The 12,328-nt window shown below is 25.1% G+C and carries 17 protein-coding genes and 1 tRNA gene; 13 read left to right on the top strand and 5 right to left on the bottom strand.

The genetic code is table 11. The features are described 5' to 3' along the window. Nucleotides 1-17 precede the first annotated feature (17 nt). Entirely contained in the window at nucleotides 18-629 is a 612-nt protein-coding gene (locus CJ670_RS08110) for a class I SAM-dependent methyltransferase (RefSeq protein WP_105939591.1), read from the bottom strand. Nucleotides 630-689: 60 nt separating this feature from the next. Here CJ670_RS08110 and pgeF point away from each other — a divergent pair, with 60 nt between their 5' ends. The 4 genes from pgeF to brnQ are packed head-to-tail and all read left to right on the top strand — an operon-like array spanning nucleotide 690 to nucleotide 4,022. Next, nucleotides 690-1,367, top strand: coding sequence for a peptidoglycan editing factor PgeF (gene pgeF / locus CJ670_RS08105; RefSeq protein ID WP_105939590.1), 678 nt, complete (start codon nucleotides 690-692; stop codon nucleotides 1,365-1,367). 55 nt (nucleotides 1,368-1,422) lie between these two features. Next, on the top strand, nucleotides 1,423-2,256 hold the full coding sequence (gene purU / locus CJ670_RS08100; protein WP_105939589.1) for a formyltetrahydrofolate deformylase: 834 nt from the start codon (nucleotides 1,423-1,425) through the stop codon (nucleotides 2,254-2,256). Next, complete coding sequence (locus CJ670_RS08095; RefSeq protein WP_105910809.1) at nucleotides 2,256-2,726, top strand: tRNA (cytidine(34)-2'-O)-methyltransferase; 471 nt, start codon at nucleotides 2,256-2,258, stop codon at nucleotides 2,724-2,726. Before purU ends, CJ670_RS08095 begins: the two co-directional genes overlap by 1 nt. Beyond that, nucleotides 2,727-4,022: a branched-chain amino acid transport system II carrier protein gene (gene brnQ, locus CJ670_RS08090; RefSeq protein ID WP_105939588.1), complete on the top strand. Its 1,296-nt coding sequence runs from the start codon at nucleotides 2,727-2,729 to the stop codon at nucleotides 4,020-4,022. On the opposite strand, the gene CJ670_RS08085 is transcribed toward brnQ, so the two are convergent. Together CJ670_RS08085 and CJ670_RS08080 are read right to left on the bottom strand one after the other, a co-directional pair. Then, a complete protein-coding gene (locus CJ670_RS08085) occupies nucleotides 4,012-4,245 on the bottom strand; it encodes a hypothetical protein (RefSeq protein WP_105939587.1) in 234 nt (77 codons plus the stop codon). The two genes, brnQ and CJ670_RS08085, sit on opposite strands and share 11 nt — an antisense overlap. Beyond that, nucleotides 4,232-5,992 (bottom strand): Na/Pi cotransporter family protein, encoded by a 1,761-nt coding sequence (locus CJ670_RS08080; protein WP_228154227.1) that lies wholly within the window; start codon nucleotides 5,990-5,992, stop codon nucleotides 4,232-4,234. Before CJ670_RS08080 ends, CJ670_RS08085 begins: the two co-directional genes overlap by 14 nt. 120 nt (nucleotides 5,993-6,112) lie before the next feature. On the opposite strand from CJ670_RS08080, the gene CJ670_RS08075 reads away from it, so the two are divergent. From CJ670_RS08075 to CJ670_RS08060, 4 genes are read left to right on the top strand one after another with little or no spacing between them, the layout of a single operon-like run. Next, on the top strand, nucleotides 6,113-6,484 hold the full coding sequence (locus CJ670_RS08075; RefSeq protein ID WP_105939586.1) for a hypothetical protein: 372 nt from the start codon (nucleotides 6,113-6,115) through the stop codon (nucleotides 6,482-6,484). A 4-nt stretch (nucleotides 6,485-6,488) separates the two neighbouring features. Then, the gene (locus CJ670_RS08070; protein ID WP_105939585.1) at nucleotides 6,489-6,854 is read left to right on the top strand and encodes a hypothetical protein; all 366 of its coding nucleotides are present in this window, start codon (nucleotides 6,489-6,491) and stop codon (nucleotides 6,852-6,854) included. Next, complete coding sequence (locus tag CJ670_RS08065; RefSeq protein WP_105939584.1) at nucleotides 6,847-7,512, top strand: response regulator transcription factor; 666 nt, start codon at nucleotides 6,847-6,849, stop codon at nucleotides 7,510-7,512. The genes CJ670_RS08070 and CJ670_RS08065 overlap by 8 nt, the downstream gene beginning before the upstream one ends. Beyond that, a complete protein-coding gene (locus CJ670_RS08060; protein WP_105939583.1) occupies nucleotides 7,502-8,353 on the top strand; it encodes a sensor histidine kinase in 852 nt (283 codons plus the stop codon). Before CJ670_RS08065 ends, CJ670_RS08060 begins: the two co-directional genes overlap by 11 nt. Here the strand turns inward: CJ670_RS08060 and CJ670_RS08055 are convergent. After that, nucleotides 8,350-8,856, bottom strand: coding sequence for a ribonuclease HI (locus CJ670_RS08055; protein WP_105939582.1), 507 nt, complete (start codon nucleotides 8,854-8,856; stop codon nucleotides 8,350-8,352). The two genes, CJ670_RS08060 and CJ670_RS08055, sit on opposite strands and share 4 nt — an antisense overlap. A gap of 138 nt (nucleotides 8,857-8,994) precedes the next feature. Here CJ670_RS08055 and CJ670_RS08050 point away from each other — a divergent pair, with 138 nt between their 5' ends. The 5 genes from CJ670_RS08050 to CJ670_RS08035 all read left to right on the top strand — a co-directional run bounded on the left by CJ670_RS08050 (nucleotide 8,995) and on the right by CJ670_RS08035 (nucleotide 11,833). Continuing rightward, nucleotides 8,995-9,396 carry a hypothetical protein gene (locus tag CJ670_RS08050; protein ID WP_105910801.1) on the top strand — a complete coding sequence of 134 codons (402 nt, stop codon included), beginning with the start codon at nucleotides 8,995-8,997 and terminating at the stop codon, nucleotides 9,394-9,396. 68 nt (nucleotides 9,397-9,464) lie between these two features. Then, the gene (locus CJ670_RS10860) at nucleotides 9,465-9,623 is read left to right on the top strand and encodes a hypothetical protein (RefSeq protein WP_165785201.1); all 159 of its coding nucleotides are present in this window, start codon (nucleotides 9,465-9,467) and stop codon (nucleotides 9,621-9,623) included. Continuing rightward, complete coding sequence (locus CJ670_RS08045; RefSeq protein ID WP_105939581.1) at nucleotides 9,620-10,429, top strand: hypothetical protein; 810 nt, start codon at nucleotides 9,620-9,622, stop codon at nucleotides 10,427-10,429. Before CJ670_RS10860 ends, CJ670_RS08045 begins: the two co-directional genes overlap by 4 nt. Next, a complete protein-coding gene (locus CJ670_RS08040; RefSeq protein ID WP_105939580.1) occupies nucleotides 10,422-11,432 on the top strand; it encodes a hypothetical protein in 1,011 nt (336 codons plus the stop codon). Before CJ670_RS08045 ends, CJ670_RS08040 begins: the two co-directional genes overlap by 8 nt. 170 nt (nucleotides 11,433-11,602) lie before the next feature. After that, the gene (locus CJ670_RS08035; protein WP_165785200.1) at nucleotides 11,603-11,833 is read left to right on the top strand and encodes a winged helix-turn-helix domain-containing protein; all 231 of its coding nucleotides are present in this window, start codon (nucleotides 11,603-11,605) and stop codon (nucleotides 11,831-11,833) included. A 172-nt stretch (nucleotides 11,834-12,005) separates the two neighbouring features. On the opposite strand, the gene CJ670_RS08030 is transcribed toward CJ670_RS08035, so the two are convergent. After that, a tRNA-Leu gene (locus CJ670_RS08030) sits at nucleotides 12,006-12,090 on the bottom strand. Nucleotides 12,091-12,328: the final 238 nt, after the last annotated feature.

Raw genomic sequence — 12,328 nt, 5'->3', positions numbered from 1 at the left:
TATTGCCTTTTTTATAATTAAAGTTTTTTTGCATAAAAGTTAAATATAGGAAAATCTCCATAATCTCTTTTATAAACAAAAACTCTCTCAAAAATGAAGTTACTAAAACCAACTTTTTTGGAAATTTCTTCAAGTTCATCTTTTGTAAATCCAAAGTGAAAAACGCCTTCATTGTTGTGTTTTTTGTGAAAAGTTCCATCTTCTTTTTCTAAATCATTGATACACAAATAACAACCATTTCTTAAAGCTTTAAAACTCTTTTCAAAAAATATTTCAAGATTTTCTATATGATGAAGTGACATTGAAATAACAATCAAATCAAAGCAATTTTCTCCTAAATTGTCATTTAAAATATCATGTTTTTTTGCTTTTATATTTGTAAGATTTCTATCTTTTGCTTTTTTATTAAACTCTTCAACCATACCATTTGAGCTATCAAGACCTAATACATTATTTTCTTTTTCTACTAAATCAAAGGCTATAAGACCAGTTCCACAGCCATAATCCAAAATATCTTTTATATTTTTAAAATCTATATTATTTTTTAAATGTTTTATACAAGCGTCAGATTTTTCAAGACTTACATTTTTTTTGTCCCAATCTTTTGCCCTTTCATCGAATCTACTCAAAATTTATCCTTAAAGATTTTTTGGCTAAATTATACCAAAAGCAAATAAAAAGAAGAGAAGATGAAAAATAGAGTTTTTTATACTTTTACAGATAAAAATGATGGTAATTTAGCATTTCATGTAGAAGATAATGAAATAAATGTAATCAAAAACAGACAAAATCTAGCTTTAAAATTAGCTTACAAATATGAAGCTTTAGTCTATATGAATCAAGTTCATGGTGCAAATATTATAGTTGTAGATGAAAATAGCCCAAAGTTAATTGATAATTGTGATTCAATAATCACAAGAAGTAAAAATCTTCCGCTTATGGTTATGGTTGCTGATTGTATTCCTATTTTGATGTTTGATAACAAAAAAGGAATAATAGCAGCCATTCATGCTGGAAGAAACTCAACTTTTTTAGAAATTTCAAAAAAAACAGCTGAAATTTTTATTAAAAAATTTTCTTCAAATCCAAAAGATATAAGTGTTGTTTTGGGAGCTTCTATTCAAAAGTGTTGTTATGAAGTTAGTGATGAGTTATCAAAAATTGTAGAAAACTCGTTTGGAAAAGAGTTTGTAGAAAATAATCATATAGATTTACAAGGAATAAATAAAAAACAGTTAAATGATTTAGGAGTAAAAAATATAGAAATTTCAGATATTTGTACAAAATGTGGAAATAAACCATATTTTTCATATAGAAAAGATAAAAAAACTGGAAGATTTGCTGGAATAATTATTTTAAAAGATTAACTATAATCAATAAAATGGTAAAATCTAGGTTTTAAGTTTTAAAGATTGGATAAAAATGGACGAATATATACTAAAAATTTCTACAAAAGATGAAAAGGGACTTATTTATAATATCTCTAAAGTTCTTTTTGCAAATAATTTAAACATTGACCAAAATGCCGAATATGTAGATGAACAGACAAATGAGTTTTTTATGAGAAGTTTAATTAGCGGAAAAGTTATGCAAACTATTTTACAAAAAGAGTTAAAAGAGGTTTTACCAGATGGTGCCAATATAACTTTAAATAAAAATATAAAAAAAGATGTTGTTCTTCTTGTTACAAAAGAGAGCCATGTTTTAGGTGATTTACTTATAAGATATAGCTCAAATGAGCTAAATGCAAATATCAAAGCAGTTATTGGAAATCATGAAGATTTAAGAAATTTAGTTGAAAAATTTGATATTCCATTTTTTAGTATAAGCGCTACAAATTTTAGTAGAGATGAGCATGAAAGATTGGTTTCTCAAAAAATAGATGAATTTAACCCTGAGATTATAGTTTTGGCAAAATATATGAGAATACTATCATCGCAGTTTGTAGAAAAATATGAAGGAAAAGTTCTAAATATTCATCACTCTTTTTTACCTGCATTTATTGGAGCAAATCCATATAAACAAGCATTTGAAAGAGGAGTTAAGATTATTGGAGCAACTGCACATTATGTAACAAATGATTTAGATGAAGGTCCGATTATTTTCCAAGATGTTGTAAGAGTTGATCACTCTTATAGTTGGGAAGATATGCGAAATGCTGGGCGAAATGTTGAAAAAATAGTACTTTCAAATGCTTTTGAACTACTTTTAAATGATAGAGTGTTTATAAATAAAAATAAAACGGTGATTTTGTAGTGTTTAATATTGTACTTCATGAACCACGAATGCCAGGAAATGTAGGAACAATAGGAAGAACAGCCGTTGCTTTGAAATGTAAACTCCACTTGATAAAACCTTATGGATTTGGAGATATTACTGAAAAAGAAGTACGAAGAGCTGGACTTGATTATTGGAAAGATTTAGAACTTTTTGAGTATGAAAATATAGAGGATTTTTGGGCAAAAAATCCATTTTCTAATAGACATTTTTTTGCTACAACAAAGACAAATCAGCTCTATTTTGAAGCAAAATTTGAAGTAGGGGATTATATATATTTTGGAAGAGAAGATGCTGGACTTCCTTCATATATTTTAGATAAAAATAAAGAGGGTTGCATAACAATTCCAATGGCAAAAATTGCAAGAAGTTTAAATCTTTCAAACAGCGTATCTATTGTTTGTTATGAGGCTTTAAGACAAAACTATATAAATTTTGAGACTATTTAAATGAAAACATCTAACATAACAAGAGATACTTTAATTTTAGGTTTTGCAATTTTTTCTATGTATTTTGGTGCTGGAAATATTATTTTTCCACCATATTTGGGATTAATTAGTTCTAGTGATTGGAAAATATCATTTTTTGCATATTTTTTAGCTGATATTGGATTTGCTACAATTGCAATGTTTGCTTTACTTAAAGTTGGAGGAAATGTAGATAATTTAACTTCTAAGTTAGGAGCAATAAACGGAAAAATACTTATGGCAATAATTATTTTATGTATTGGTCCATTAATAGCACTTCCAAGAACAGGAGCAGTTACATATGAAATGCTTGTAGTTCCATATTTTGGAGCTAGCGCTTTTAACTCTTTAATCACATCTGTAATATATTTTGGTTTGATTCTATTTTTTACATTAAGACCAACTTCTATGATTGAAATATTAGGAAAGGTATTATCTCCTTTATTATTTTTATCTTTAATTATTTTAATAATAAAAGGAATTTTTACACCAATTGGGCAGATATCACAAAACAGTACAAATGATAGATTGTTTTTAGATGGACTTCTTTTGGGTTACCAAACTTTGGATATTTTAGCAGCTTTGGCATTTGGAATTATTATTATAAAAATATTAAAAACAAAAGGTTATACAAATAAAAAAACAAACTTTAAAATAGTTGGTTTGGCTTCTTTAATTGCTGCTTTTGGAATAATGCTTGTATATTTTGGTTTAACATATCTAGGAGCAACTTCTAGTTTAGTTTATGAAAATGATATTGAAAAAGTAACACTTTTAAATAATATAATATTTCAACTTTTTGGAAGCAATGGAGCTATTATTTTAGCATTTGTAGTATTTTTGGCTTGTTTTACAACAGGAGCTGCACTTGTTAGTGTAACTGCTGAATATTTCTCAAAAGTAAGCCATGGACGATTTAGTTATAAACAGTTAGTTATTATTACATCTATTTTTGCAATAGTTGTTACAAACTTTGGCTTGGAAACTATAATAAACTTTGCTGCACCAATTTTATTTATAGTATATCCAGCTGCTATTATTTTAGTTATTTTGGCATTTTTTGATAACTATATAGATAATCTAAATATTTATAAATTTTCAAGTTTTGGAGCAATTATTTACTCAATTTTTGAACTTGTATCAAATAGTTATTTAAAGTTATCATTCATTGAAAATATTCCTTTGGCAAAAGAGGGATTAGGTTGGATTTTACCAGCTATATTTTTTGGAATTATTGGTTTTTTAATTAAAAGTAAAAGAGTTCGTTCTAAAGTATAGAACGGCTCTTTTTAAGAACTTTTGAAACAGCATTATACTTTTTTTCTAGCTCAACTCTTTTTTTAATATTATATTTATCTATAGTTTTTAATTCATCTTTTATTTTGCTTTTTTTATTTTCAAGCTCTTCTATTATATTTAAAAGTTTCTCTTCTTGAGAAACTTTTAGATTATCTTTTTCTAAATACTTTTTTACTTTATCAACAATTTTACTTAGTTTCATTTTCATCTCCTATTTGTTTTACTATACCATCATTTAAAAATAAAATATTAGCAACTTTTAAAAGTTTTTTCTGAATAGAGTAACCCGTAGCACTATCATTCATATATGAAGTTGCCATTGTTGCTTTTATTTTATCTTCCCTTATAAGTGCATCTAACTCTTCGCTACTTGCCAAATCATTTTGGGCTAATTCTGTTTTTATAAGTTCTAGTTGAGTTAATTGGTCTGAATCATTTTCAAAACTTGAAAGAGTATTTATATCTATTAACATCTCTGCTAACTCTTTTCTTAAAATATTATACTCTTCTTTAATATACTCATTTTTACTTTTTAAGTAAAAGTTTACATTTCTTTGAATATCTCTTGTATCCCTTAAAACCTCTACAAGTAAAACAGCTGCACGTTTAAGCTCATCAGTTTTTTTGTGTTGAAAATCAAACATATTTTCTTGTGCAAAAGATGAGAACTTTATAATTTCACTATAAAGAGATTTAAGATTTTTTTGATAAATTTCATCAATATCTGTGTCTATAATAGTTAACTCTTTTGATAATTGAACGCTTAAAGTCTCTTTTGTAAGTCCTGTTGTATGTATATTTAAAGCATGTAACATAGCTTTTTGACAATTTTCATATAGATTTATAATCTCTTTTCTCAAAGCCGCCAAAGAGGCATCTGGATTTGATAAAACAGATGAATTAAGATATTTTGGTTTAGAAGCAGAAGATACCTTTTTTTGTATTAACTTTTCTGATAATTTTACTAATATAGATATTGCTGGAGTTAATAAAACAACTCCAGTTACAGAAAAAATAGTATGAAAAAGTGCTAGTTTCATACCATGATTTGTATCACTAACTCCTAAAAATGGTGCTACAAAATCTGTTAAATCTATAAATTGATAGATAAAAATAGTTATAAATGTTGCTGAAATCATATTAAACAAGAAGTGAATAAGAGCAACTCTTTTACCATTTTCATTTGAAGCAAATGAGGCTAAAATTGTTGTAAGTGTTGTACCAACATTTGCTCCAATAGCCAAAGCTATTGCATTTACATAAGTAATACTATCGGCATTTAAAGCTGTAATAACTATGGCTAAAGTTGCAGCACTTGATTGTATAACAACCGTAATCAAAATTCCAATAAAGATGTAAACAATAATTCCTAAATGTCCTTCCATAGCGTAAGATGCCAAATCGATAGAATTTTTCATAATATCGAAACCATCTTTCATATATGAAATACCAAGGAAAATAAATCCTAAACCTAAAAGAACATTTCCAGTTCCTTTTATTCCATTTGATTTGAAAAATCTTAAAACAACTCCAAAAACAAGCATAGGAAAAGCATATGTTGAAATTTTTACATCAACCCCTAAACTTGAAACTATCCAAGCAGTTGTTGTACTTCCTATGTTTGATCCAAAAACAATACCAACTGCTTGAACCAAAGTAAGAAGTTCAGCACTTAAAAATGATACAACGATTAAAGTAATAATTGTTGAGCTTTGAACCACTGAAGTTGATAAAAATCCAGTCATAATAGCATAAAAAGTATTGCTAGTAAACTTTTCTAGAAGTTTCTCTAAAATACCACCTGATAGTTGTTTGAAACCATCTTGCATAAAAAACATACCAATTATAAAAATAGCAATTCCACTTAAAATAACAGTGAAATTTTCATCAGCCATAACTACATACCCTAAAAGTAATAAGAAAAAAGGAATAGCAGCACTTTTTAACAAATTAATTCTCCTTGTGAATTTTATATTTTTTGATTGTATCCAAAAGTAAATTAATGTTAATAAGCAAGATTTAGTTAAAATATTTGCTAAAAAAATCTATATTTTGGGAATTGTCAAGTAATGTATGAAAAATATAAAAAAGAGTTGTCTTTAGCAAAAAATAAACTTTTAGCAATTGATTTCTTTTTAGAAAAGGATAGTGATTGTATTGCAACCTTTGGAAATGGAACTACATGGAAAATAGATTTTAATGGTAAATGGTATGATAACTATAGTTATATTAGTATAAGAAATGAGTCTAGTTCTGATAATATTTTAGGTCAAAAAGGTGTTCCTATTTGGATGCTAATAAAAATTTTTGGTTTAGATTCAAAAGATTTTACAACAGAAGATAAACTAGATTTTATAATAGATCATAAAAATAAAATTTTTGATGAAACTTTTCAATACAAAAGAATATATGACAATATTAGAAAAAATATAAAGGTATAAAAGTATGATCGATACTACTATTTTTATTATATCAATTTTTATTTTTTTATTTATATTAAATAAATTTAATGTCTTAAAGCAAATATCTTATGGTGGAAGGCTTGAGAGCGATTTTCAAGGTTGTTATATTATAAGCTATCCAAAAAGTGCAGAACTTCACAACAAAGGTCAAGCTTTTGATATAGATATTGATGAATTTTTTAGATTAAATCCAAGATTAAAAGGCAAAATTCCTATTGAAAAGCGATTAGGAATAAGAGAGAATGATACTCTTTCTGTTGAAATGGAGCTAAAAGAGAGAAAAAAAATAGATAGAAAATATTCAAATATATCAAAACAAAAACCTAAAAAGAAAAAAGAAAATGTATAGTATTTTACTTTTAGAAGATGATTTATTATTTGCTTCTAGTATTGAAGATTTCTTAGTTTGTGAAGGATTTTATGTAGATATTGCAAAAGATGGTGAAGAGGTATTTGATTTTACTTTTCATAAAAATTATGATTTATATATTTTTGATATAAATGTTCCAAAAATAAATGGATTAAAAACTCTTGAAAATTTAAGAGGAAGTTCTGATAATACATCAACTATTTTTTTAACTTCATATAAAGACAAAGATACTTTAAAAGATGCTTTTTTGAAAGGTTGTGATGATTATTTGAAAAAACCAGTTGATTTAGATGAATTAATTTTGAGAATAAAAGCTATATTTAAAAGAGAAAATAAAGGTTTTGAAGATATAGTTTTGGAAGAAAATTTGATTTATAACAAAAAAGAGAAAAGATTGTATAAAGATGAAAATGATTTAAAACTTCCTGTAAAAGTTTTGGACTTATTGGAACTTTTTATAGAAAATGAGAAAAAAATTATCTCAAAAGATATGATAGTAGATAGATTGTGGAGTAAATCTCAAACTCATAGCGATGGCTCAATTAGAGTTTATATAAATAGCTTAAAAAATATTTTTGAAAAAAAACAAAATGTAATAACAAATATAAAAGGAATAGGGTATAGATTTGAACTTTAAAAAAATATATTTTTTTATTTCAAGTTTTATTTTAGTTTTTTTTACTATTTTGCTTGTTCTTTTTTTAAACTATTTTTTAATTTTTGAGATAAAAATCATAGAAAATAGTTTTATTTTTATACTTTTTTTAACACTTTTTGGTTCTTTGTTTTTTTTATTAATATCTACAAAAATTTTAAAACCAATTTTTCAAAGCGAAGAGAATATAAAAAATAGTATAAAAAATAGACTGCATGAATTAAATATTCCAACATCTACAATAAAAATAAATATTCATCTTCTAAAAAAAGATTTAACAGATACAAAAAGTTTAACAAGGCTAGAAAGAATAGAAAAAGCAAATGATAGTTTAAGCTCCTTGTATAACAATATGGAGTACGAATTTAAAAAAGAGTTTGAAAATATTGATTTAGAAGATTTTTCTTTACTTGATGCTTTAAAGAACTCTTTAGATAAATTTGAAGATATAAAAAAAGATACAATTATTGAAGTTTTTGTTCCAAATAATGTAGTTTTACATAGTGATTATAATGGTTTTATAATAGTTTTAGATAATCTTATTTCTAATGCAATTAAATATAATAGTAAAGAAAATCCATATATTAAAATATCATTTGAAAATAGTGTATTATCAATTTTTAATAAAGGTTTGGGAATTGATACGAAAAATATTATGCTAGTTTTTGATAGATATTTTCAAGAAAATTCACAAAATATTGGTTATGGAATAGGACTTGCTGTTGTAAAAGAGTTTTGCGATAAAAATAGTATTGGAATAAATATTGAAAGTTTTGAAGATGGAAATAGGATAAATCTAAATTTGAGGAGTATTTTAAACTAAACTATTTTATCTTTAAATTCATTCCTTAATGCACTTCTTGAAGCCTTATCTACAAGGTTGAAAATATTATCAATATTATCTTTTAGAGCTGTTTTTTTGTGACCTTTTACTTTAATAATATTAAGATTTAATCTACTCTCTTTTTCAAAAAACTCTTTATATAAATCATGATTTTTTATTAGTTTTCCAGTTCCTGAATGATAATTATTGTCTACTAGCTTGGATTTTCTAGTTTTTAGATTAACTATATTTTGACAATCTGTATAAACATCAATTAAAATATTTAATAAACTACCTTTCTCTTTTTCTATCTCATTTATCGCCCAAAGTAGAGCTTGTAGCTCTAATCTTGTTGAGCTAGTATTTTCAAATTTCTTTATTTTTATATTTTTATTTAATTCTTGTAAAACTATATTTTCATCATTTTTAGCTAAAAATGCAGCAAAACCTATCTTTGTTTGTGGATTTACACTTGAATCTGTAAAAAGTTCTATTTTTTCCAATTTTTATCTTTATTTAGTATATTATTTTTTAAAACATACAAGCTTATCATAGTTTTGCTATTAAAAATCTCATCTGTTGTTATAGTTCATTATGTTAGAATAAATTTTTAAAATTGTATATAATTAAAAGGTGTTTATGTGGCTATTTTTGCTTTACAATATTTAGCAGGTGGATTTTTAGATGAAGATTTACAACATTTTAATAAAAAATTTGATGACTGGTGCGTTTCTTTTGATAATTATGAGGATGCTTTAACTCTTGCACAAACTCTTGAGAATTCTGAAAATATAGATATTGTAGAGATAACTCCATTGAGTTATCCAAAATATTTTTTCTCTGAACTTCAAGGCACTATTTATGCTACAAGGAAAGTTGAAGATAATATTATTTGTGTAGTAGAGCCATTTATTGGTTCAAATTTTAGAATTGCAGTATGCAATCTTAAAACAAAAAAAGTAAGATTTCTTAAAACACATTATAAATCTATACCAAGTATTGAAGTTGCTTTTGCAAATTTTAAAGAGCAATATAGTTTATAGTAAAGTAACAAATGCAATATCAAAGTCACAATAGTTTTATATAATTTTACTTTGAAAAAGGAGTGTAAATGAAGACTTTAATAAACTACAAAGATATATTTACTTTTTTGAACTTAAATGGGCTTATCCTTGAGTATTTCGAAACTAGAGAAAAGTTTATTCCAGCATTTAATTTTAAAGAGTTATCAAATTCTTTATATAACAACTATAAAAAAAGATTAAAATGACAACAAATAAAATAAAACCGCTAATATTTTCTATACTATTTCCTATTTTGGTTCTGTTTTTTATACAAGTTACTTATAAATATAATTGTTACTCTTTAATAGCTTATGTATTTATTGTTTTTTTAATATCTTACAGTTTTTTTCAAAAACGAATGAGAGAAAAAAATTGCTTTAAAAACTGCTATTTTAAAGAGGATACTTTTATAGCAAAAATCATAACTTCCCCATATTTTACTATGATTTTTTATCTTATTATTTCACTTATTTATACTATTTCTATAATCTATGTTGTGGTCTCTTTTGAGTGGTATTTTTATATATTTTTGGGATTTTTTATAGCTTTTGTTTTTGTTTTATATCATAAACTTTTGCTATGGTTTTCAAATATTGTTCACGAAAAGCATTTAGAGATTTTTGCAAAAGAATTTACAATAAAAATTTCATCTTTGATTCTTTTTGTTGTTTATATATTTTTATTTATTTATAGTTATGAACCAAGTTATTTAACAACTAATTTAGAAGAGAGTTTGAAACTTGCAACAAATTCTCTATCATCAAATTGTCAATATTTGGATTACATTTTACGATTAAAAGTAGAACTTGATACACATTTTTGGTTTTTTACAAAACAAAGTTCACAAATACTAGAGAATCAAGAACTTAAAAATATAGTTTGGATTTTGTTTATAGTTGTAAATGCTATTTCAATTTTGGGATTAAATAGGTTTATAGTTCAAATTGTAAGTTTAAGCTCTAAAATTAGAGAAAAAATAGAAGACAAAAAAGAGATAGAAACAAATGAGTAAATATTTTTGGAATACTATTATATTTTTCATATTTGTAAGTTTGGTTTTTTTGATTATTATTTTTATAAAACAAAATAATGAGCAACAAAAAAGTGATAATTTAGAAAAAACTCCTATAACTTCAAAATATGTTGAAATTTTAACAGATGAAATGAAACAAAATCTTGAAAAAAATGCTCCTCAAATATTAGAAAATCTTAAAATTACAAAAGAGAATATAAACTCTATAATAAATGAAAATATTGATAAACTTTTTGATGAGATTATAGATAAAAATTTAGATGGATATTTGGATTTTCATTATAGTGTAAAAGGCGAATATACAGAATTTGGAGCTATGTTATTTGAAGATTTTTTTGGAAATATTAATGAACTTATAAATGAAAAAGTTTTAGGAAAAGATTTTAATGAGAAATTAAATGCAATGTCAAATACAATAGTCAATGATACAGATAAACAAATATTTGAACATATAAATTTCACTACAAATATTGCAACACAAAATGTGGATTTAGAGTTGAATAAAAGTAGTTTATCGCAATTAACACAAAATATAAGAAATAATATAGAACACAATCTTGTAGATATAAAAGCAACAGTTATAGGAACTGCAATTGCTACAAAACTAGCTATTTCTATAGCTACAAAAATCTCTGCTAAGGTTACTGCAAAAGTTTCTGCTAAAATTGCAACAAAAGCAGCAGCTTCTGGAGTTGCTGCAACCTCTGGAGTTGCTGCTTGTGGACCAGCAGCAATTATTTGCGGAGTTGGAGCAGCTGTTGTTGCTTGGTTTGGAACGGATGCAATTGTTGTAAGTGGAGATGAATATTTTAATAGAGATGATTTTAAGCAAGAGATTATAAATTCTTTAAATGAAGCGAAAGAAGAGTTAAAGCTTAACTATAAGCCTATTTTAGAGCAGGTTGATACAATCTCAATAAATTATCAAAATGAACTAAAAAATACTTCAACAAAAAAAAGAATGATAGATAATATAAAATAGATTGAAATTCCAATCTATTTTAACCACAATTTAATCATAAACTTCAAATCTCAATCCACCCATTTTCATCATCTTCACCAAAATCTTCATCTGTTAAATATTGCATAATTACAAATCAATTTGAGATAGAAAAAATAGAAAATCTTTTTTTTAATATCAAAAAAAGAGCTTTGTATGAAAATGAAAATGAGATAACTCTTACAAAATCAGAGAGAAATTTGCTATTTTTACTCCTAAATAATAGAGGTAAAAAAATTACTCACAATCAAATCGAAGAGTTTGTATATAGTGGAGTTGCTAAAACTTCTGTTGCAATAAGAACATTGATAAAAAGGCTAAGAGCAAAACTTCCAAAAGATACTATAAAAAATATTTTAGATGAAGGTTATTATATAAAATAGTGTAACTTAAAAGCAGTTTCAAGCTCTGGCATATTATTCCCTTGATTTTTATAAGTTTTGATAATAATACAAAATTAGTGTGACTTTTGTGTGGCAAATAGCTTGATTTTTAATAAATTTTAAATTAAAGTTAGAATCGATAAAAAGCTAGAGATATTTTGTTGTTTTATTTTGGTGCGGATGGCGAGATTTGAACTCGCACACACGTAATGCACTACCACCTCAAGGTAGCGTGTCTACCGTTCCACCACATCCGCATAAATTGGATTGAAATTCTATCACAATAAATCTTAATTAGAAAATGAAGTCGTAATATTTAATTAGTACTTTTTGATACATTATTTTATGTTATACTACTTATCTTTTAAAGATGTTTCTAACAATAAGTTATTCTTGATTCTCAAAATTTTGTTCTTCTAAAAAATCTTGAATTTTCTTTTGTTCTTTGCCTTGGAATTTTTTATTTTTTGCGCCAAGATGACTCATGTTTATACA

This window comes from Arcobacter cryaerophilus gv. crypticus (assembly GCF_002993025.1).
GTDB lineage: Bacteria > Campylobacterota > Campylobacteria > Campylobacterales > Arcobacteraceae > Aliarcobacter > Aliarcobacter cryaerophilus_B.
The sequence above is the reverse complement of the archived record's forward strand: the minus strand, read 5'-3'. Positions and strand labels throughout refer to the sequence as shown.

What these genes read in the sequence shown, in the direction of transcription:
- pgeF (WP_105939590.1), top strand. Translation starts at nt 690, where the DNA reads ATGAAAAATAGAGTTTTTTATACTTTTACAGATAAAAATGATGGTAAT.
- purU (WP_105939589.1), top strand. Translation starts at nt 1,423, where the DNA reads ATGGACGAATATATACTAAAAATTTCTACAAAAGATGAAAAGGGACTT.
- brnQ (WP_105939588.1), top strand. Translation starts at nt 2,727, where the DNA reads ATGAAAACATCTAACATAACAAGAGATACTTTAATTTTAGGTTTTGCA.
- CJ670_RS08085 (WP_105939587.1), bottom strand. Translation starts at nt 4,245, where the DNA reads ATGAAACTAAGTAAAATTGTTGATAAAGTAAAAAAGTATTTAGAAAAA.
- CJ670_RS08075 (WP_105939586.1), top strand. Translation starts at nt 6,113, where the DNA reads ATGTATGAAAAATATAAAAAAGAGTTGTCTTTAGCAAAAAATAAACTT.
- CJ670_RS08070 (WP_105939585.1), top strand. Translation starts at nt 6,489, where the DNA reads ATGATCGATACTACTATTTTTATTATATCAATTTTTATTTTTTTATTT.
- CJ670_RS08065 (WP_105939584.1), top strand. Translation starts at nt 6,847, where the DNA reads ATGTATAGTATTTTACTTTTAGAAGATGATTTATTATTTGCTTCTAGT.
- CJ670_RS10860 (WP_165785201.1), top strand. Translation starts at nt 9,465, where the DNA reads ATGAAGACTTTAATAAACTACAAAGATATATTTACTTTTTTGAACTTA.
- CJ670_RS08045 (WP_105939581.1), top strand. Translation starts at nt 9,620, where the DNA reads ATGACAACAAATAAAATAAAACCGCTAATATTTTCTATACTATTTCCT.
- CJ670_RS08040 (WP_105939580.1), top strand. Translation starts at nt 10,422, where the DNA reads ATGAGTAAATATTTTTGGAATACTATTATATTTTTCATATTTGTAAGT.